Consider the following 21,205-nt stretch of genomic DNA (forward strand, 5'->3'; position numbering starts at 1 on the left):
TACAAATTGTTTTATTTCCTATCCGGCTTTAACTATCTTATGGCAAGCACAATAACATTCCATTTCAATCTTTAGGATATATAAACCCGGACACAGCGGTAAATTAATTGACGAACAGCCTTTTCCTATCTTTTTCTGTAAAACCACCTTGCCGGCCAAATCCATAATCCGGATATTTCCCTTATCCGGGATATTCTCGAGGATTAACCGGTCACCATCCATATAACTAATTATATTCCTTTGATTGAAGTCTGCTCCGGTATGCAATGGCGTTGTTTTGTTGCCCGGCTCCAAGTTTATCGACGATAAAGGATCGGGCATAGATAGCAGTACACAATTGTCCGAACCGGACTGATTATTGATAACAAGCTCCGTATCTGCCTGTGTCTTCACAAAAAAAGCAGCAAAAGGAGGCAAAGCATAATTGCTGCCGATAGGATAAGGCTTATAATCTCCTCTTTCATACACATAAACATAACCGTCTAATAACGGATTAGATTCAATAGCCTTTAACGGCAAAAGAGACGGTAAAGGATTTCCACATAAATACCAGCCGTTATCTTCATCCTTTATGCCATCCAATGTAGCTTTTACTGGCACAGACATGCTTTTTCCAAAATCAGAAGGCAACTTTCCAATAGCCGAAGAAAACCGAAGTGTTTGGTTGGAAGCCTTGCTATCCAATGCTATCAGATAACCTTTATTTTTTTCAAAGACAGGTTGGGAACCGGAAACATTATCTACCTTTAAAACCTCCCAATTGTCATTACTTCTTCCCAAAGAAGCCCTTCTGTCACCATTATAACAACATACATAAAAATAGTTTCCCCCGTCATTAGGTGCATCGTCCTTTAGCTCAAAATCCGGCTCGATACCTGCCAAATAAACATCAAAAGGAAAAGAAAGGAAATACCATTTACCTTTTTCCTTAAAAGTTTTTTCTATTGCAACCTGCTTTCGAACAATAAGATGTCCGTCTACATCTACCTTTGCATCCTTATCCGAAGAATAAAGGATCAGATTACTTACGGCAAGAGACGCATCTTTTGCTATATAAACGCTCCCATTACCAACAGCCAAATCTTTACATTGCACATCCGAAAGGATAGAAACATCGCCGTTTACCAACGCACTGCGGTGGCGCAAAGCCGGAAGATGTGTCCATAAATCTTCATCACTCCAATCGCCTTTATCCGTAAAAAGAGAATATTGGGGAATAAGTCCAAATGCATAAACACTATCTATGCAATAGCAATTGCCGCAATTGGTATCAGGCGTAAACAGAACTATATCAGACGGATTTCCGGGAATCTGAACCGGATTCCCCAATTTATAAGGAAGAGTAGCCAAGGTCCTGTAAGGAAAGGTGTATTTATCTGAGCCAGACCGGCACCATTCCCATTGATCTGTTTTTCCATTTCTTTCAGCCTTTACAAATAATTTATCACCTTTACTTAACTCTTTGGCGGCAAATGTTGCATTAATACGAATATCAGTGTATAAAGGCGATTGTTCAAACGAAGCAAACGTAACTTGGGATGCGGGAGGCATTTTTAAAGAATATTTTCCTCCTTGTCCTTTAATTCCGTATAAAGAAAAAACATCTATACGGTTAATATTTTCTGTTTTCGTATAATTCCATGTATCTGACAAATCATTCTCAAAAGACTGGAATAGGAAAGTATCTCTTACCGATATATTCTGTGAAACATCCTGTACGAAATTGTTCCACTGACCGGGAACCGGAATCTGGGATTGGAGATGCAAAGGGAAGTTTACCATTAATAAGCACAAAGAAACATACATTATAGCCCGTAAACTGTTCTTTATCATAGTTACTATAATTTTGGTTTGTAAATACGTCTACAAATGTATACAAATTATTGAATTTATTATCTTTGCCGCATGAAAGAATTTATTATCTCAGAAGCACAAACAGAGAAAGCTGTGCTAGTCGGGTTAGTTACTCCCGATCAAAACGAACAAAAAGTAAAAGAGTATCTGGACGAACTGGAGTTTCTTGCAGATACGGCCGGTGCCGAGACCGTTAAAAAGTTCTGGCAAAAACTAGACCATCCTAATCCGGTAACTTTTGTCGGTACAGGTAAACTGCAAGAAATAAAAGAATATGTTGTCGAAAATGAAATAGGACTGGTTATTTTTGACGATGAACTTTCGTCCAAGCAACTCCGTAATATAGAGAAAGAGCTGCAGGTAAAAATATTAGACCGCACAAACCTGATTCTCGATATTTTTGCCCGCAGGGCACAAACCGCCCATGCCAAAACACAGGTAGAGTTGGCTCAATATAAATATATGTTGCCTCGCTTAACCCGCTTATGGACTCACCTTGAACGGCAGCGTGGCGGCGTAGGCATGCGTGGTCCGGGTGAAACACAGTTGGAAACGGACAAACGTATTATCCTGGATAAAATATCCAAACTGAAAAACGATCTGATTGACATAGACAAACAAAAAAGTGTTCAAAGAAAGAACCGCGGAAAAATGGTCCGCGTAGCTTTGGTCGGTTATACCAACGTTGGCAAATCAACCTTAATGAACCTGTTAAGCAAGAGCGAGGTTTTTGCTGAGAACAAACTGTTTGCAACTCTCGACACGACCGTCCGCAAAGTGATAATCGAAAACCTTCCATTCCTGTTATCCGATACGGTTGGTTTTATCCGTAAGCTGCCGACAGAATTAGTGGAGTCTTTCAAATCGACCTTAGACGAAGTACGCGAAGCTGATTTACTGGTGCACGTTGTTGATATTTCGCATCCTACATTTGAAGAGCAAATTGAAGTGGTTAATAAAACCCTGGCAGAAATAGACAAAACCGAAAAGCCCATGATTATGGTCTTTAACAAAGTAGACGCATTCACTTTTGTACCGAAGGACGAAGACGATCTGACTCCCCGTACACGCGAAAACATTGATCTTGACGAACTGAAACGCACCTGGATGAACAAATTACAGGATAACTGCATCTTCATTTCAGCAAAAGAACGCACAAATATAGATGCACTCAAAAGCATGTTGTACGAACGGATAAAGCAAATTCACATAACCCGCTTCCCTTATAACGATTTTCTTTTCCAACAATACGATGAAGAGGAAGTATAACTATTCCCTATGCTTACTGCGGGGATGATGTTCCAGAATTTCTTTGCGCAGAAATTCGCGGTCTATGTGCGTATAAATTTCAGTAGTAGTAATTTTCTCGTGCCCCAGCATCTCCTGGATGGCACGGAGATTTGCCCCCCCTTCCAACAAATGAGTGGCAAAAGAATGACGGAATGTATGCGGACTTACATTTTTCTGCACACCGGCCATTTCCGTTTGTTGCTTAATTACGTGAAAGACCATAATACGCGACAGGGCCGTTCCCCGGCGGCTAAGGAATAAAATATCTTCAAATCCTTTTTTCACGGCAACACGATTCCGGTCATATAAATAATTCTTTATCTCTTTAATAGCCGTATCGGAAATCGGAACCAAACGTTGCTTGCTTCCTTTTCCCTCCACTTTGATAAAGCCTTCGTCAAAATAAACATCAGAATAACGCAATGAAGTAAGTTCGGACACACGCAACCCGCAGCTATATAATACTTCCAACATGGCACGATTACGCTGACCTTCAGGCAATGACAGGTCTATTGTATCTAAAATATTATTTATTTCATTTACAGTCAGCACTTCGGGAAGCTTCAAACCAATCTTCGGGGATTCTAACAATTCCGTAGGGTCGGCTGTTATATAATCGTCCAGCAATAGAAAACGATAAAAGGATTTGATGCCGGAAATAATGCGGGCCTGAGAACGGGGATGAATACCTATATCACGCAATTGTGCAACAAACTGTTGTAAATCTTCATAAGTAATCTCCTTTATTCCCAATCCCTCACTCCCTGCAAAACAGATCAGTTTGTCCAGATCCGTCAGATAGGCATCCACCGAATTGGCAGACAAGGATTTTTCGAGACGGAGATAGATTTGATATTTATTAATTATTTCCTTTTGTTGTTGCGACTGTTGCATTGTTAAGTGTACCATTATGTATGTGTCAAATAAAATCACTACCTTTGCCGGATATTTTCAACCCGGAAGGGTAATGCAAAGGTAATAAACTTACAACAAAATGAAGAAGATTCAAATCATCAACGGCCCGAATCTGAACCTGCTGGGCAAACGCGAGCCTACAGTATACGGAAACACTTCATTTGAAGGATATCTGAGCGAATTGCGTAACAAATATCCTCAATTTGAAATTGCTTATTTCCAAAGCAATATAGAAGGTGAGATGATTGATAAAATTCATGAAGTAGGTTTCGATTACGATGGCATCATCATGAACGCCGGAGCGTACACACATACGTCTATAGCTTTACATGATGCAATAAAGGCGGTAACAACACCTGTCGTTGAAGTACATATTTCGAATGTACATGCCCGGGAATCTTTTCGCCACGTTTCTATGATTTCTGCCGCCTGCAAAGGGGTTATCCTCGGGTTCGGTCTGGATTCATACCGGTTGGCACTTGAATCTTTTCTATAAAGAAAACACCTCCATGCGGAAGAAATTCCAATTTCTCTCGAAAGAAAATCCGGTTTCTTCCGAAAGAAACATTTTTTAGAATAAGTATAAAAGATAAATAATAAGGTTATAATATAAAAGGTATATGTTAAAGCATACGAAGATTGTTGCTACTATTTCTGACCAACGCTGTGATGTTGATTTTATCGACTCACTATACAAGGCAGGTATGAATGTTGTGCGCCTTAACACGGCACACATGATGGAAGAAGGCTTAAGCCGCGTTGTTACTAACACACGTACAGTATCCGACCGCATAGGCATACTGATGGACACAAAAGGCCCCGAAGTTCGTACCACTGTGGCAGTAAATAAAGAACCAATTTCATTTAAAACGGGAGAACACGTTAAAGTTGCAGGCGATCCGGACAAGGAAACTTCGCATGAGTGCATTTATGTATCTTATAAGAATTTCGCATCAGATTTAGCTATCGGCAGCGATGTGTTGATAGATGATGGAGACCTGGAACTAAAAGTTATTGAAAAACATCCCGACTATCTGCTTTGCGAAGTAGGAAACGATGCAACACTGGGTAACCGCAAAAGTGTAAATGTACCGGGTGTCCGTATCAACCTTCCGTCTTTAACAGAAAAAGACCGTAAAAACATCCTTTGGGCTATTAACAACGAACTGGACTTTATTGCCCACTCCTTTGTACGCAACAAACAGGATGTATTAGATATACAACGCATACTGGACGAATACAACAGCCCGATCAAAATCATCGCAAAAATTGAAAACCAGGAAGGAGTTGACAATATAGATGAGATTCTGGAAGTGGCATACGGCGTAATGATTGCCCGCGGAGACCTGGGTATCGAGGTACCCGCCGAAAAAATACCGGGTATCCAGCGCACACTTATCCGTAAATGTGTAGAGGTGAAAAAACCGGTTATTGTAGCTACACAGATGCTTCATTCCATGATAAACAATCCTCGCCCAACCCGTGCGGAAGTAACAGATATTGCCAATGCAATTTATTATCGTACAGATGCGTTAATGCTAAGTGGCGAAACTGCATACGGCAAATATCCCTTAGAGGCCGTACAAACAATGACGAAGGTTGCCCGTGAAGCAGAGAAAACGAAGTTGGCAGCTAACGATATTCGTGTACCTATCGAAGGAAATGACCTGGATGTTACCTCATATCTGGCAAAACAAGCCGTAAAATCATCTTCCAAACTACACGTAAAAGCAATTATTACAGATAGCTATACTGGGCGTACAGCACGGTTTCTGGCTGCATTCCGCGGTACATCTACCGTGTTTTCGATCTGTTACAATGCACGTGTGATGCGTATGCTGGCTTTATCTTATGGTGTTTGGGCAGTATATCAACCTTGGAACGATAGTCGCCGAGGCTATTTCTACGATGCTTTGAACCAGTTAATAAAGAGCGGACGTATCACCAATAACGATATGGTTGCTTATTTAAGCGGAAGCTTCGGAGAAGGAGGAGGAACAACTTTCCTCGAAATCAATAATGTAGGTAAAGTATTAGAAGCAGGAGACAATTATCAACTGCCTACTTTTAAAGAATAATTGAATAACGTGACAATAGATGAGTACATACTTACTCACATCGATGAAGAAGGAGCTTTGCTTTCTACCCTGAACAGGGACGCAAATGTGAACCTTCTTCGTCCGCGAATGTTATCAGGACATCTGCAGGGCAGAATACTGAAAATGTTTTGCCGCATACTACGTCCTCGTCGGGTGTTAGAGATAGGTACTTACACAGGATATGCCACTCTTTGCATGGCAGAAGGTATGGAAGAAGATTCATTGATCCATACATTGGAAATCAATGATGAAATGGAAGATTTCATTCAGAAATACCTATCTGTTTCGCCACATAAAGACAAAGTCCGTCTACACATCGGCGACGCCATGGAAATTATTCCTCAACTGGATGAAACATTCGACCTGGTATTCATTGATGCAGACAAACGCTTGTACTCGGAGTATTACGACATGATATTCCCAAAAGTCCGTCCCGGAGGTCTGATTTTGGCAGACAACACATTATGGGACGGCAAAGTACTGGAAAAGCCACATACGTCGGACAAACAAACCATCGGTATTCTGGCTTTTAATGAAAAGATCAAGAAAGATGAAAGGATAGAAAAAGTAATTCTACCCTTACGCGACGGCCTTACAATGATTTGGAAAAAATAAAATATAGAGATTATGGAAAGTACTAGATTAAACAAAATAGAGCGTCTTATCCAAAAAGAGTTAAGCGACATATTTCAGAAGCAAACACAAGGTATGCATGGTGTTTTGATATCAGTTAGCCGTGTACGCGTAAGTGCAGACCTGGGCGTAGCGCGTGCTTACCTGAGCATCTTTCCTTCGGAAAAGTCAAAGGAATTGTTGGAAGCCATTCAGACAAACACAAAAGCGATTCGCTTTGATTTGGGACAACGCACAGGAAAACAGTTACGCAAAATTCCGGAACTAAGTTTTTACATTGACGATTCACTGGACTATATCGACAATATTGACAAACTCCTGAAACAGTAGCTTTCACCTTGAACTTCCCGTTTTATATAGCCCGGAGATACTTGTTCTCGAAGAAATCGCACAATGCCATCAATATCATTTCGATGGTATCGGTTTGTGGTGTGGTAGTAGCTACTATAGCTCTTGTTTGTGCTCTTTCTGTATATAACGGGTTCAACGACCTTGTCTCTGCATTATTTAGCAGCTTTGATCCGGAATTAAAAATCACTCCCAATACAGGAAAAGTTTTTGATCCCACAACTAAAGAGATACAAAAGGTAAAATCACTTCCTGAAATTGCGATTTTCAGCGAAGTATTACAAGACAATGCCTTGGTTCGTTATCGTGACCGGCAGAATGTAGCCGTGATTAAAGGAGTAGATAATAAGTTTGAAAATCTGGCTCGAATAGACAGTGTTTTGGTAGACGGAAGATTTGCACTCAGAGAAGATGTCGTAGACTATGCTACATTAGGTATAGGACTAGCCTCTGCACTGGGAATTAATGCAGGTTTTGTATCTCCAATGGAAATTTATGCACCCAAACGGGACGAGAAAGTAAACATGGCTAATCCGGCCGCTTCTTTTAATGTAGAGTATGCTTATATTGGCGGCGTATTCTGCATTAACCAACAAATCTATGATGAAGGGCTTATGATTGTTTCGCTGGATCTGGCACGCAATTTATTTCATTACGACAAAGAGGTTACAGCCATAGAACTAAAGCTGGCTGATGGAGCGGGTCTTTCGTCCGTAAAAAAACAGATAAAAGAGATATTAGGGGACAAGTTCAAAGTTCAAGACCGTTTTGAACAACAGGATGCGTCTTTCAAGATGATGCAGGTAGAAAAATGGATGACATTTCTGATCTTGAGTTTTATCCTGGCCATAGCGTTGTTTAACGTTGTTGGTTCGCTCTCTATGTTAATGATCGAGAAGAAAGAAGACGTACGTACGCTACGCAACATGGGAGCAGACGATAAGTTGATCCGCTGCATATTTCTGTTTGAAGGTTGGATGATTTCAGGATTCGGTGCTTTGATAGGCATAACAATAGGTGTAATTTTATGCCTGTTGCAACAAGAGTTAGGTTTAATAAAACTGGGACAGACTGCCGGAGCTTTTATTATCGACGCTTATCCTGTTCGTTTGGAAATGACGGATATTATTACCGTATTTATTACGGTATTAACTATCGGACTCCTGGCTGCCTGGTATCCTGTTCGTTATTTAGGCAAAAAGTGGTTACAAGCCCATTAATTATTTTCCCAACAAATATAAGTAACCGGCATAACCTTCTTCTTTCATCTTCTCCTTCGGAATAAAACGCAGCGAAGCGCTATTTATGCAGTAACGCATTCCTCCTAATTCGGCAGGTCCGTCATTAAACAAATGCCCCAGATGAGCATCACCCGTTTTACTCCGTACTTCCGTACGCACCATACCGTGCGAAGTATCCACATTTTCTCTTATAATATCTTTCTTTATAGGTTTGGAGAAGCTAGGCCATCCGCAACCCGAATCGAACTTATCTGTTGAGACAAACAAAGGTTCGCCAGTTGTGATATCTACATAAATGCCGTCCCTGTGTTCATTCCAATATTCATTATGGAAAGCCGGTTCGGTTGCATTTTTCTGCGTAACAGCATATTGTTCAGTTGTCAGTTTCTTACGGAGTGTTGCATCATCCGGCTTTGTATAAGAGGTAGGAGCATTCGCTTTCCTGGCAAAATCAAACAGCTCAGGACTAATATGGCAATAACCGTCCGGATGTTTATCCAGATAATCCTGATGGTAATTTTCTGCCGGATAAAAGTTCTTCAACGGCTTTACTTCAACAAGTACAGGTTTTGAATACTTCTTGGATAACTCTTTAATAGCAGATTGGATAATTGGCGAATCAGCTTCATCCGTATAATAAATGCCGGTCCTATATTGTGATCCGCGATCGCCTCCCTGACGATTCAAGCTGGTTGGATCAATTGTCTTAAAATAAAGATCGATCAACAGACTCAAATTCACTTTTTGCGGATCATACTTCACCTTCACTGTCTCTGCAAAGCCCGTTTTATCCGTACAGACCTGTTCATAAGTAGGATTATCAATATTCCCGTTTGCATACCCTACTTGCGTAGCCGTTACGCCATCTATTTGTTTCATAAAATGCTCTGTTCCCCAGAAACAACCTCCGGCAAAATATATTTCACTCTGATTCTTCATTACATTTTTCTCCTGTATATTTAAATTGTTAACCACTTCGCCCTGTACATTTACAGCAGCAATACTACCTAGCAGCAATATTGCAATAATAAACATATTTCTCATAACTCTCCGTTTTTAATATAACAAGATTAAAGAAAAATATTTCGGATAAAACACATATTTATTCGGACAAACCATAAAAGAAAAAAGTGGCCTTTAGAATTAAAGACCACTTTTCACCCGCAATTTTTATACTTATGTTTAATTAAACTCTTTTCCGTACTTAATCTGTGCATCTGCAACATATTGCTTGATTCGCTGCTCGTCTTCTTTCTTGCAGATAAGCAATACATTTCCCGACTCGGCAATTATACAGTCATTAATACCTTGTACTACTGCCAAACGGTTCGGATTCTCAAAAGCCACGACATTATTCGAACTTTCATACATCAGGGCCTTATTATTCTTAAGAACAGCATTATTATTCTCATCTTTATGTGCTATATCAAATAAAGATCCCCAAGTTCCTAAGTCCGCCCAACCAAAATCCACACAAAGCATATATACGTTATCAGCTTTTTCCATCACACCATAATCTATTGATATATTAGGGCAATAAGGAAAGTTTTCATGTATAAAATGACGTTCTTCCGGTGTGTTGAATTTCTCTTTACCCAGATCAAAACGAGCGCTTATTTCAGGCAGGAACTTTTCGAACGCAGACAGCACCGTATTCACGTTCCACACGAACAGACCGGAGTTCCAGAAAAATTCTCCGCTTTCGTAAAACACTTTAGCCAACTCCAGATTCGGTTTCTCCGTAAAAGTCTTCACCTTCGTAAAGTCGCCAAGCATCGTATCACTACTTTGGATATAGCCATACCCGGTCTCCGGACGGCTCGGTTTAATGCCTAATGTCACCAGCGCTTCATTCTCTTTTACAAAATCCAGACTTTTCTGCACATCTCGCAAAAAGATATCTTCCTTCAATATAAGATGATCTGAAGGAGCAACCACTATGTTTGCATTCGGATTACATGCTTTTATATGATAAGTCGCATACGCAATACAAGGAGCCGTATTACGACGAGTAGGTTCGAGTAAAATCTGATTGTCTTTTAATTCGGGTAATTGTTCCTTGATAAGTTTTGCGTACAGTTCATTTGTTACGATATAAATATTTTCAGTTGGAATAATTTTAGAAAAACGATCGAAAGTCATCTGTAATAACGACCGACCGGTACCAAAGAAGTCCAGAAACTGTTTCGGATAACTTTCTCTGCTAAACGGCCAGAAACGACTACCGATTCCTCCTCCCATGATAACGCAGTAATTATCTTTCATGATATAGCTGTTTTAATTATACATCCACCACAAAGCTAACGAAATAATCTGTTATTTATTCTTCCACCATATATTATTTGAAAAAAAACGACAAAACTCTTGCGAAGTTCAAAAATATGCCTACCTTTGCAACGCATTTCAAAACAAGAGATGCCCAGATGGCGGAATTGGTAGACGCGCTGGTCTCAAACACCAGTGGATTCACTTCCATGCCGGTTCGATCCCGGCTCTGGGTACTTAAAGAAATCCTGATAGCCGATTGGTTGTCAGGATTTTTTCTTTCTACAAAGTGTATCCGGGAAAAGAATTAAACCAAAGATTATAAGAATATAAAAAACTAAGGCGGGCTATCAATCACTTTATGAAAGGCCAACCGCTCTGTTCCGTTATCAACATAAATAATACCACATTGCATAAAGCCATGTTTTTTTAAAATAGCCTGCATCACAACATTATCGCGATGCGTATCCACACGGATGTTATTACATTTCCTAAAACTCCATTCCAAACATTCGGAAGATACATTTTTTTGTTTTCCATTTGATGCCATACGATGAATCACCGCATAAGGTTCATCATTAAGCCATTCTCCTTCATAAATACGTAAATAAGTATGATCTATTCCTTCTATATAGCAGAATGTCCCGACTATTTCCCCTTTTTCATCTTCGCAAACGAAGCTATGCCCTTTTTCTATTTCCCTAACAATCAATTCCGTTGAAGGATAACCATTAATCCACTGATTCCCGTTGCCATGCTCTTGCATAAATCTTTTAGCGTAGTCATAGATTTCCATCACATGACTTAAATCGGCTAACGTTGTATTTCTTATATTCATCATTGTTTATTGATTTCCAGAGCATTCAACGAATTATCGCCATTCCTAAATATCCCGATGTTATAAAAACCGATAATCCACAACCCCGATAAAGATAATAAAAGTATCATATTATTATCATAAATTTGAATAATTAATCAAATCTTATAATATTCAACGATTTTCAATGCAACCATATTGATTTATACATATCTTTGTACACTCTATAAAACAAGAATGGAAACTGGGGTTATAAAAACATTACTAGTATTAATACTAGCTTTTATATTGTGTCCGGAAACTACTTTGGCGAATCAAAATACAGGCAAAAAGAAAAAAGTATTATTGATAAGCTCATATTCTCCTTTAAAAGAAGGAGGCATAAATGTTATTTCCTCTTTTGAAAAAACGTTAAAAGACAAAACCGACGTTTCAATTTCAATTGAATATATGGATAGCGAATCTTCACCAAATTTCGAAACATGGGCTATTTGGATGAAACAGCTGTTCAAAGCTTATCAAGAACCGCCGTCAGCTGTCGTATTGCTGGGCAATGAAGCATGGAGTGTATACCGCAAAGTATGTATTCCGGAATGGCATACTATTCCGGTCATTCTAGGAAACGTCAAACCTATATTTATAGATTATGAGAAGCTGACCCAAACAGATTCTATCACAAACATAACACAGTTCCCTAAAATGGAAACGACATTCGATAACTTCCAGATTACAGGATATTTTTACAACGATTTCATCAAAGAAAATCTGCAACTAATAAAAAAACTGCAACCCGAAGTGCGCTATGTTGCTTTTTATTATGACAACCGATATTCATTACGATACTTTTCCGATTACCTGTGTTCGTTGTTTGATGAAATCGATTCACTGGATGTTTGCTTTTTAAGTGGAGACAAACTTTCCACGACACAACTAATCGATTCCATATCAAATATGGATAGCCGTCATGCATTATTATCAGCGGGTTGGTATACCGACGTCAACCACTATCCTCATGCTTATACCATGTTGCATAACGAACTATCCCGTTCTAAATCTCACGTACTTTACCAAGTACGTGATCAGGATTTTTCAAGTTTAAATTTCTTAGGAGGCTATTTTATTCTAGGAAAAAATCTGGGGAACGACATTGCTAACCTTACTTATGATGTCTTGACAAAAGGGATTAAGAACAGTCCTTCTTTCCAAATGACACCATCATTGCCTCAATACCATATTAATTATCCGACATTACAATATTATGGTATCAATCCTAAAAATCTTCCTCCAAACACTATATTTTACAACGAGGCTCCTTCTCTCATTAAAGAATATCCGATGGAAGTATTTTTATTTGTAATGGTTATTGTACTCATGTCGATATTATTTATTGTTATCCTCCATTTCCGCAAACGTAAAGAAGAACAGTATAAAATAGCAAATCAACGCATGATGAGGCTATTAAAAGCAATGCCGGATATGGCATTCATTTTTGATTCTTCACTAAAAATAACAGACATAATCAATCCTCAGGAAAATGTTTTATTAGGTCTTGATTGGCAGGAGATGATAGGAAAAAGTTTACAAGATGCCATCGCTCCAATAGAAGCATTTAAAGAAGCGGCTTCCATAATTACTAAAAATTTAATCCGCACAAAAGACACAAAGCAGGTATTTTCTTTCGATTATCAAGTAAAAATCGACGACAACATTCATTATGGCCGTGCACGCACTGTTCCATTTAACAAAGACAATGTTATTTATTTCTGTCACGATGTTACCATACATGTAGAAGCAGAACGTAAAGTATTAAAATTACAGACATTCTTACAATCCGTCATAGACAACCTGCCAATCGGATTGTCGGTAAAGGATATGTCCAACGAATTTCGTTACCTTTTCTACAATGATAAAGCCTGCGAATTTTATGGAGACACTAATAGTAGCGATTTGCTAGGCAAAAACGATTTTGAAGTCCATGATCCGGAGGCTGCATTATTCCGTCAGGAAGATATTATGACTTCCAATAGTAAAATACCTCTTTCTTTCGAACGGATTATTACAGATAAAAAAACAAAACAGCCTTGCAAATGGGGCATTATCACCAAAAGCAGGTTGCTCAACAACGATGGTTCCTCTTATATCATATCTGTTATTGTAGATACAACAGAAATACGAAAAAAAGAACTGGAACTGGAAAATACAAGAAAAGAGCTATCTATAGCACTTGATGCCGGTTCATTATCTGCATGGATGTATGACGTAAAAAAGCAATGGTTTTCTTCCTTATATAAAGAATCGGTTACGGGAAATGGCTTTTCACTTGACCATTGTATGGAATTCATACATCCCGACGACGTAGATAAATACCGTGAATTTATAAGACAGCTTTCCTGCGGAGAAAAAGAAAAACAAAGACAGGTTTTCCGTTTCATGCGTAATGGCTCATACAATTTTTACGAAACCTATGCGATGGTTATCCGTTCCGGAAAAACAGGAGAAGTAAAACGCGTAGTCGGCACAGAAAAAGACATTTCAGAAGAAATCAGGAAACAAAAAGAGCAGGAAGAGAATAAATTCAAATTAGAGTTTGCATTTGATGCAGCCCAAATTATACCCTGGGAATATAATATAAGCACCAATATATTCTCATCGCCCAATCCGGCTGTTTTTGAATATACCGACGTTTCACTGGATAAATACCTGACATACATGAATCAAGAAGACATGCATCTTCTTAGAGACGGCATAAAGGATTTAATAAGTGGAGACATTAAATCGATGGATATCCAGGTACGGGTTGCTTTCCCCGGAAAAGAAATGCGATGGTATGAAATACATGGCCTCGTTTTTGAACGTGATAAAGAAGGCAAAGTATGCCGTATAATAGGCGTGCGTTGGGATATAACCGACTTAAAAATGACTGACGAACTCATTGAATTACGAAATAAAGCCGAAGAATCGAACCGTTTAAAAAGTGCATTTCTTGCAAACATGAGCCACGAGATACGTACTCCTTTAAATGCTATCGTAGGATTTTCAAACCTCATCATTGAAACGGATGACCGTAGCGAAATTGAAGAATACAGCCATATTATCGAAGCAAACAATGAGTTATTATTACAACTTATAAATGATATTCTCGATTTATCTAAAATTGAAGCCGGACAACTTGAATTTAACTATTCCGACGTAGATGTTTCCACGATATTCTATGATCTGGAACAAATTTATAAATACCGCATAAAGAAAGGCGTCTCTCTGGAAACAGACTTGCCGGAACAATCCTGTATAATTTATTCGGAGAAAAACAGGTTGACACAAGTTATTTCCAATTTCCTCAGTAATGCCAGCAAGTTCACTACCTCCGGCTCAATCCGGATGGGCTATTCTTATACAGCCGATAGCTTACGTTTCTATGTGCAAGATACGGGCAAAGGAATTTCTCCCGAAAATATACCTTTTGTCTTTAACCGGTTTGCCAAATTCGACAGCTTTGTGCAAGGTACTGGATTAGGACTTTCTATCTGCGAGTCAATTATCCACCATTTAGGGGGCGAAATAGGAGTAGATTCCGAATTAAACAAAGGTTCTTTATTCTGGTTCACACTTCCATGCAAAACCAAACCATCCAGACCTGCAACCACAGTTAAAGATCAAAAAGCGGAAATAAAAATTTCAACCAAGGACAAGGTAGCCAACAGACAATACACACTCATGGTTGCAGAAGATAATGACGACAATTATTTATCGTTACTTCATATCTTGAAAAAGGATTATCAGGTAATAAGAGCCTCAAATGGCAAAGATGCAGTGCGGTTATATCATGAAACCCATCCTGATTTAATATTAATGGATATAAAATTGCCGCTTATGAATGGCCTGGAAGCCACAAAAGAAATACGCAAACATGATCTTAATATCCCAATCGTAGCCCTTACGGCATATACTTTCGACAACAATCGCAAACAAGCACTGAATGCCGGCTGTACTGACTTTTTGGCTAAACCGGTCAACGAAAAACAACTAAAAGAACTATTAAAAGCATTATTATGACCAAAATAACATAATCGGTTATGCCTTTTGTTGAGCCTAAAAGGTTACTTTTGTGGAATTATTAAATCATAATGAACTAACTACAGGAAATGGAAATAGAAAAACGAAGTTCTTTCCCAAAAGAGCAAATACGTTATGCTGTCCTAACCTTTTTTTTAGCCCAGGGACTATGCTTTTCAAGCTGGGCAAGCCGTATACCGGATATAAAGGATGTTTTTGAAGTAAATTACGCATTTTACTGGGGATTGGTATTATTCCTCATACCCGTCGGCAAGTTTGTAGCCATACCATTAGCCGGATATCTGGTTTCCAGATTAGGAAGTCGTATAATGGTACAAATAAGCATTCTGGGCTATGCTTTATCTTTATTTGCCATCGGGACGGCATTCAATATCTACATGTTAGGTGCTTTCCTCTTTTGTTTCGGAGTCTTCTGGAACTTATGCGATATATCACTTAACACACAGGGTATCGGCATAGAGCGTCTTTATGGGCGTACTATTATGGCATCTTTCCACGGAGGATGGAGTCTGGCTGCTTGCTTTGGAGCATTAATCGGTTTTATTATGATTATATCCGGCGTACAACCCTTCTGGCATTTTAGTTTGATAACCATTATTATCCTTCTAATAACCCTTTTCGGTCGAAAATATTTACAGAATGACATAGAACCGGAACCACAAGAAGAAAAAGCTGAAGCCCCGGCTTTAACCAGTTTCCTGAAAAAGCCGGAAATGTTATTGATTCAACTAGGAATTGTCGGGCTATTTGCTTTGGTTGTAGAAAGTGCGATGTTCGACTGGAGCGGAGTTTATTTCGAATCTGTATTACAAGTCCCCAAGTCTCTTCAGATAGGCTTTCTGGTCTTTATGGTGATGATGACAGCCGGACGTTTTCTTACTAACTATGCTTATCATATATTAGGTAAACAACGCGTATTACAACTTGCAGGCGCATTCATTTTCATAGGCTTTTTCACTTCGGCTTTGTTTGCCGGATTGTTCGACTCTATGGCAATCAAGGTAATTGTAAATTCGCTGGGCTTTATGTTAGTAGGTTTAGGTATTTCATGTATGGTACCAACCATCTATAGTTTGGTAGGTGCAAAATCGAAAACTCCGGTAGGCATAGCCCTTACCATTTTATCCAGTATCAGCTTTATTGGTTCACTCATAGCACCGCTGTTAATAGGTGCAATATCCCAGGCTTTCAATATGAAATATGCATATATGGTAGTAGGCGTATTAGGATTATGTATTCTGCTGATGACCACCTTCTGCAAAGCATTCAAAGTGGAAGAACCGAAAGGAAAATAAAATATATGAATCGGATATATATAAAAAGTCCCCGATGATTTTTTTAAATCATCGGGAACTTTTTATAAAATGATCGGGATCTTTTTCCCCTTTGTTTAATTCCTGTTTGAGCCAAATGTTATATTCAAATCCGGCAATGTCTGTCCGGCTGTTTCCATACAACGGACAACATCCTCTTTTGTACCTTTAAACGGGCCACTGCCTTCTATCTTCAATGTGGACATTGCTGCAGCAAAGCAACCGGCTTTTTCTATGCTCTCCCCCTTTGCCCGTTGATAAAGATAACCGGTCATATAAGTATCTCCACAACCGGTAGCATCTACTATATCTTTCGGTTTATAAGCGGGAATCTTGCAGAACGTCTTACCATCATAAATTACAGACCCCATACTACCCAAAGTGATCAACACTTCCTTCACGCCCCAGGCATAAAGTTGTTTAGCAGCATTAGGTACATCCGTATAACCAGTCAGAACTTCCATCTCATGTTCATTCGCTTTCAGGAAATGAATATATTTCAATGCCTCCGTCTTTTCCTCCCAATCTACCGCATATACCTTTGTATCTCTTACTTCACGTAAATAGCCTTGCGAATCAGCAGAAATAAGTCCTTTCTGCGATAAATATTTAATTACGTCCAACGAAAAATCATCTGCCAATAAACTTCCCAGGTGGAATATACGAGCTTCTATGTTCTCCAGGTAATCTATTGTAAAAGGATCCGCCTTGGCCAGAACCCGCTGCTTACGGTTATCCTGGTTTTCCCCATAAATATTCTCAAAATAAACAGAATGTTTACTTGGCATTACAGCTACATCTATTCCTTCGGAACGAAGTTCATGAACTGTTTCCATCTCCGATTCAGCCAAGGCTGTTACCAACGTATAATCTATGTCGTCAAAATGCTTGATGGCATGTGAAAAATAAAAAGACGTACCTCCGGGCATATGTACCGTTTTCTTGGGAGTCACAATCTTATCAAGCGTGATATGTCCCACGCAACAAAGGTCATGTATATTCATTAGTTTCTATTTTTGAAGCAGCAAAATTAGTGAAAATCAGTAATTCATTATATTAAACGGGACTATTATTCACGTTTTTGACCAATATTATCAGCATTATACATAAGAAACCTCTTTAAATGCATACCGCCTTAAATCGCCATTATGTAAACGAAGAATAAGATGACCGGTTAATTCAATATCATAAACAGATGCTTCAAAAATACCATGTTCGTCGGCAAACGAAAAAAATCCATCTCCCCGGTATAGAGACTTACGATACAAGCTGCGAATCTCATCCTGCTTTTCCTGCAACAACCAAAGATAATAGTTATAGAAAATATGCAAGAAACGGTTCAAAATGGCTTCTTTATCCGTTTCTTCACCTACAATTTGCCAAAGGGAAACCGGATTAGGGGCATTACTACGGAACACTTTCTGATTAACATTAATGCCTATACCTATTACGGAACAATACATATTATGCCCCGATAAATCGTTTTCAATCAGCATTCCACATATTTTCTTATCTTTCCAGTAAATGTCATTCGGCCATTTAACAGTGACGTCTCCGGTATAAGCCTCCAATGTTTCTTTAACGCTTAATGCTGCTATTTGCGATATCAGAAACTGGCGGTTGGCAGGAATACAATCCGGATACAGAACAAGGCTGAACGTAAGATTTTTACCCGGTTCCGATTCCCAGACATTACCTATTTGCCCGCGGCCTGCCGTTTGATTTTCAGTTACAACAACACTGCCTTCCGGCAACGGCCCTCTGGCCAGCAGGCCACGAAGATAATGGTTCGTTGAAGAAGCTTCTTCCAAACGGATAATCTGGGGAATGGTCTTTGAATTATTCATTATATAAATCACGTATTTTCTTCGGGAGTTTAGCAATAACCTCACGGTATGAATGACGAATCCAGTATTTTATATCTTCATCTCCCATATCACGTTCCAAATAAATAGTATTCCAATATTTCTTGTTAAAATGCCATGCAGGTTCCACAGCTTTAAAACGTTCTCTGAGATCTTCTACATAATCTGTACTGCATTTAAGAGACAGGCATGGCTCTAGCGCATCCAAAGGAAGCAACAAAAACATCTTATTCTCCACTTTAAATACCAAAGAAACGTCATCAAATGGCAAACATTCTGTTACGTTTCTCAGCGACAAACAATATTCCCGGACTTCTTCAATATTCATATTCCCTGTTATTTCCAAATTAACGACACGGTGCGTAAAAAGCATCTTCGATGTGTTCAACACGATAACCTCTCTCCGTCTTAACCAATGTAATTATATCAAAACGGACAGGCAGGCCAATATTATAGTTACGGACATAAGCATCCGCAGCAGAAACGATTCGCCGTATTTTTTTATTATCTACGGACTCCTCCGGTGAAAGCAGAAAATTTCCTGAACGTGTTTTTACTTCAACAATCACCAACTCATTATCTTTAACTGCAATAATATCGAGTTCATAATGATGCCAGTGCCAATTAGTTTCCAACACTGTATACTCGCGTTTTATCAGAAATTCGCGGGCAAAAACTTCACCATCTTTCCCTGTTTCGTTTCGTTCAGCCATTTGATTAATTTGCACAAATATAGCCATTTTCTTTTTTATTTAAGCTTTCACTTGTACATTTGCAAATGTATGAAGAAGGTACGAAAATATTCTATTGCACAACCGAATCACCCACGCATCCATAAGGTTACTTTTATGCTTAATGATGACGAGCATAAAACCATTTCCCGCTACCTTACAAAATACAGAATTGCCAATAAATCACGTTGGTACCGTGAGACTATAATGTCTCATATACTTAAAACCCTGGAAGAGGATTATCCTACGTTGTTTAACGAAAACGAAATGCGGAGATGAAACCTTTCGACGACGAATATTTCATGAAACAAGCATTAGCCGAAGCCCGTATAGCAGCGGAAGAAGGTGAAGTTCCGGTAGGAGCTGTTATTGTATGTAATAATCAGATAATAGCCCGTGCACATAATCAGACAGAACGTTTGAATGATCCAACAGCGCATGCTGAAATGCTTGCTATAACAGCGGCAGTAGGTGTACTTGGAGCCAAATATTTAACAGAATGCAGCTTATATGTTACTGTAGAGCCTTGTATTATGTGTGCCGGGGCAATCGGATGGTCGCAATTAAACAAAATAATATATGGAGCTTCTGATGAAAAAAGAGGGTATAAAAAATATGCGCCCGATGCATTTCACCCAAAAGCTATCGTAAAGAGTGGAGTATTAGAAGTAGATTGCGCTGCAGAGATGAAAGCTTTTTTCAAACAACGACGTTAAGGAATCTATCTAAGTAAAAATCACTATTTAACTTCTTCATAATCGACATATTCTCCTTCATCTTTCGCAAAGATTTTCTTTCGCTGCTGACTTCTTTGGTTTTCATCCTGATACATATTATTGGAAGTATTGCTTGAATTGCCCCCACGATGGCGCTTTTCATTCGAATTGCTATTGCTGCCACTACCAAATAATATTCTTTTAAATGTTCTCAAAATAGAAAAGCCCATCAGAAATACCAACAGGATAAAAAAGAAAAATATGACAAATAAAAATTTAAACATAATGCGATCCTTAGTTAGTTCATTAACACAAACACAAAGATAAGAAATCTTGTTTATCTGTTTCTGTTAAAAATAGACAAGACTATATAGAGCAGAATGGTTCCCGATATACCGAGAAATCCCCACAAAGCAACGAATAGGATAGCACAGACAACTAATATATAACGCAACTCATTCCCTTTCCAGGAAAGAGATTTTATTTTCAATGAAAACATTGGTATCTCCGAAACCAGCAATAAAGAAGTTACAAAAGATAATATAATAGCTGCTAATGCAAAAATACATTCATTAACATGTATGATGGGTAAAACAGAATAACCGGCAGAAGCCCAGAATAAAGCATGCGCCGGAACAGGCAAACCTATGAAAGAAGTAGTCTGTCGTTCATCTATATTAAATTTAGCCAGCCTCAATCCCGAAAAAACCGGAATAACAAATGCCAGATAAGGAATATATTCATTCAAAGACCCCAAAGGCAATACAGGACTTACCTGACGAAGCAACCAAAATAATACCATTCCGGGGGCAACACCAAAGCTAACCATATCAGACAATGAATCCAGTTCTTTCCCTATTGCGGAATAAGCCTTCAGCATGCGTGCGGCAAAACCATCGCAAAAATCAAACACAGCAGCAATGATAATCCAGACAACAGCAAGCAGTAAATCACCGTTTAAAGCCATAACACTGGCTACACAACCTGATATAAGACTAAAGCAGGTTATTGTATTAGGTATATATTTCTTGATACTCATTCTTT

Annotated in this window: 21 protein-coding genes and 1 tRNA gene; 11 read left to right on the forward strand and 11 right to left on the reverse strand. The window is 38.9% G+C overall.

The genetic code is table 11. The annotated features are described in order from the left end of the window. Nucleotides 1-18: 18 nt before the first annotated feature. Nucleotides 19-1,833 (reverse strand): T9SS type A sorting domain-containing protein, encoded by a 1,815-nt coding sequence (locus tag CTY47_RS05465; protein WP_099463765.1) that lies wholly within the window; start codon nucleotides 1,831-1,833, stop codon nucleotides 19-21. Nucleotides 1,834-1,905: 72 nt separating this feature from the next. Between CTY47_RS05465 and hflX the strand changes: the two genes are divergently transcribed. Beyond that, nucleotides 1,906-3,123 (forward strand): GTPase HflX, encoded by a 1,218-nt coding sequence (gene hflX, locus CTY47_RS05470; protein WP_099463766.1) that lies wholly within the window; start codon nucleotides 1,906-1,908, stop codon nucleotides 3,121-3,123. Here the strand turns inward: hflX and xerD are convergent, their stop codons facing one another. Beyond that, nucleotides 3,124-4,053 (reverse strand): site-specific tyrosine recombinase XerD, encoded by a 930-nt coding sequence (xerD, locus tag CTY47_RS05475; RefSeq protein ID WP_199163393.1) that lies wholly within the window; start codon nucleotides 4,051-4,053, stop codon nucleotides 3,124-3,126. 85 nt (nucleotides 4,054-4,138) lie between these two features. Here xerD and aroQ point away from each other — a divergent pair, with 85 nt between their 5' ends. The 5 genes from aroQ (at nucleotide 4,139) to CTY47_RS05500 (ending at nucleotide 8,359) form a co-directional block, all read left to right on the forward strand. Then, complete coding sequence (gene aroQ / locus CTY47_RS05480; protein ID WP_099463768.1) at nucleotides 4,139-4,555, forward strand: type II 3-dehydroquinate dehydratase; 417 nt, start codon at nucleotides 4,139-4,141, stop codon at nucleotides 4,553-4,555. A 124-nt stretch (nucleotides 4,556-4,679) separates the two neighbouring features. Beyond that, entirely contained in the window at nucleotides 4,680-6,137 is a 1,458-nt protein-coding gene (pyk, locus tag CTY47_RS05485) for a pyruvate kinase (protein ID WP_099463769.1), read from the forward strand. A gap of 9 nt (nucleotides 6,138-6,146) precedes the next feature. Beyond that, the gene (locus CTY47_RS05490; protein WP_099464093.1) at nucleotides 6,147-6,773 is read left to right on the forward strand and encodes an O-methyltransferase; all 627 of its coding nucleotides are present in this window, start codon (nucleotides 6,147-6,149) and stop codon (nucleotides 6,771-6,773) included. A gap of 12 nt (nucleotides 6,774-6,785) precedes the next feature. Next, nucleotides 6,786-7,121: a 30S ribosome-binding factor RbfA gene (gene rbfA / locus CTY47_RS05495; RefSeq protein ID WP_099463770.1), complete on the forward strand. Its 336-nt coding sequence runs from the start codon at nucleotides 6,786-6,788 to the stop codon at nucleotides 7,119-7,121. 8 nt (nucleotides 7,122-7,129) lie between these two features. Then, the gene (locus CTY47_RS05500; RefSeq protein ID WP_099463771.1) at nucleotides 7,130-8,359 is read left to right on the forward strand and encodes an FtsX-like permease family protein; all 1,230 of its coding nucleotides are present in this window, start codon (nucleotides 7,130-7,132) and stop codon (nucleotides 8,357-8,359) included. Here CTY47_RS05500 and msrB read toward each other — a convergent pair whose 3' ends face one another. After that, nucleotides 8,360-9,424: a peptide-methionine (R)-S-oxide reductase MsrB gene (gene msrB, locus CTY47_RS05505; RefSeq protein WP_099463772.1), complete on the reverse strand. Its 1,065-nt coding sequence runs from the start codon at nucleotides 9,422-9,424 to the stop codon at nucleotides 8,360-8,362. Between the two features lie 138 nt (nucleotides 9,425-9,562). Further along, nucleotides 9,563-10,645: a mannose-1-phosphate guanylyltransferase gene (locus CTY47_RS05510; protein ID WP_099463773.1), complete on the reverse strand. Its 1,083-nt coding sequence runs from the start codon at nucleotides 10,643-10,645 to the stop codon at nucleotides 9,563-9,565. A gap of 152 nt (nucleotides 10,646-10,797) precedes the next feature. Between CTY47_RS05510 and CTY47_RS05515 the strand changes: the two genes are divergently transcribed. Then, nucleotides 10,798-10,881 (forward strand) — tRNA-Leu (locus CTY47_RS05515). A gap of 101 nt (nucleotides 10,882-10,982) precedes the next feature. Here the strand turns inward: CTY47_RS05515 and CTY47_RS05520 are convergent. Then, nucleotides 10,983-11,483 (reverse strand): GNAT family N-acetyltransferase, encoded by a 501-nt coding sequence (locus CTY47_RS05520; RefSeq protein ID WP_099464094.1) that lies wholly within the window; start codon nucleotides 11,481-11,483, stop codon nucleotides 10,983-10,985. Nucleotides 11,484-11,699: 216 nt separating this feature from the next. Between CTY47_RS05520 and CTY47_RS05525 the strand changes: the two genes are divergently transcribed. Together CTY47_RS05525 and CTY47_RS05530 are read left to right on the forward strand one after the other, a co-directional pair. Beyond that, nucleotides 11,700-15,515 (forward strand): PAS domain-containing hybrid sensor histidine kinase/response regulator, encoded by a 3,816-nt coding sequence (locus tag CTY47_RS05525; RefSeq protein WP_099463774.1) that lies wholly within the window; start codon nucleotides 11,700-11,702, stop codon nucleotides 15,513-15,515. An 89-nt stretch (nucleotides 15,516-15,604) separates the two neighbouring features. Next, nucleotides 15,605-16,831: an MFS transporter gene (locus tag CTY47_RS05530; RefSeq protein WP_099463775.1), complete on the forward strand. Its 1,227-nt coding sequence runs from the start codon at nucleotides 15,605-15,607 to the stop codon at nucleotides 16,829-16,831. Nucleotides 16,832-16,926: 95 nt separating this feature from the next. Here CTY47_RS05530 and CTY47_RS05535 read toward each other — a convergent pair whose 3' ends face one another. The 4 genes from CTY47_RS05535 to CTY47_RS05550 form a co-directional block, all read right to left on the reverse strand. Beyond that, nucleotides 16,927-17,853, reverse strand: coding sequence for a PfkB family carbohydrate kinase (locus CTY47_RS05535; RefSeq protein ID WP_099463776.1), 927 nt, complete (start codon nucleotides 17,851-17,853; stop codon nucleotides 16,927-16,929). A gap of 96 nt (nucleotides 17,854-17,949) precedes the next feature. Continuing rightward, nucleotides 17,950-18,699 carry a biotin--[acetyl-CoA-carboxylase] ligase gene (locus CTY47_RS05540; protein WP_394340708.1) on the reverse strand — a complete coding sequence of 250 codons (750 nt, stop codon included), beginning with the start codon at nucleotides 18,697-18,699 and terminating at the stop codon, nucleotides 17,950-17,952. Further along, the gene (locus tag CTY47_RS05545) at nucleotides 18,689-19,042 is read right to left on the reverse strand and encodes an MmcQ/YjbR family DNA-binding protein (RefSeq protein ID WP_099463778.1); all 354 of its coding nucleotides are present in this window, start codon (nucleotides 19,040-19,042) and stop codon (nucleotides 18,689-18,691) included. Before CTY47_RS05545 ends, CTY47_RS05540 begins: the two co-directional genes overlap by 11 nt. A gap of 19 nt (nucleotides 19,043-19,061) precedes the next feature. Then, on the reverse strand, nucleotides 19,062-19,427 hold the full coding sequence (locus CTY47_RS05550) for a YraN family protein (protein ID WP_099464095.1): 366 nt from the start codon (nucleotides 19,425-19,427) through the stop codon (nucleotides 19,062-19,064). Nucleotides 19,428-19,496: 69 nt separating this feature from the next. On the opposite strand from CTY47_RS05550, the gene CTY47_RS05555 reads away from it, so the two are divergent. Next, nucleotides 19,497-19,724, forward strand: coding sequence for a hypothetical protein (locus tag CTY47_RS05555; protein WP_099463779.1), 228 nt, complete (start codon nucleotides 19,497-19,499; stop codon nucleotides 19,722-19,724). Beyond that, nucleotides 19,721-20,161 (forward strand): nucleoside deaminase, encoded by a 441-nt coding sequence (locus CTY47_RS05560; RefSeq protein ID WP_099463780.1) that lies wholly within the window; start codon nucleotides 19,721-19,723, stop codon nucleotides 20,159-20,161. The genes CTY47_RS05555 and CTY47_RS05560 overlap by 4 nt, the downstream gene beginning before the upstream one ends. 23 nt (nucleotides 20,162-20,184) lie before the next feature. Here the strand turns inward: CTY47_RS05560 and CTY47_RS05565 are convergent, their stop codons facing one another. Together CTY47_RS05565 and CTY47_RS05570 are read right to left on the reverse strand one after the other, a co-directional pair. After that, the gene (locus CTY47_RS05565; RefSeq protein ID WP_099463781.1) at nucleotides 20,185-20,445 is read right to left on the reverse strand and encodes a DUF4834 family protein; all 261 of its coding nucleotides are present in this window, start codon (nucleotides 20,443-20,445) and stop codon (nucleotides 20,185-20,187) included. Between the two features lie 53 nt (nucleotides 20,446-20,498). Then, a complete protein-coding gene (locus CTY47_RS05570) occupies nucleotides 20,499-21,200 on the reverse strand; it encodes a CDP-alcohol phosphatidyltransferase family protein (protein WP_099463782.1) in 702 nt (233 codons plus the stop codon). Nucleotides 21,201-21,205 lie beyond the last annotated feature (5 nt).

Origin of the sequence: Parabacteroides provencensis (assembly GCF_900232875.1) — a bacterium.
In the GTDB taxonomy this organism is placed as follows: Bacteria; Bacteroidota; Bacteroidia; order Bacteroidales; family Tannerellaceae; genus Parabacteroides; species Parabacteroides chinchillae.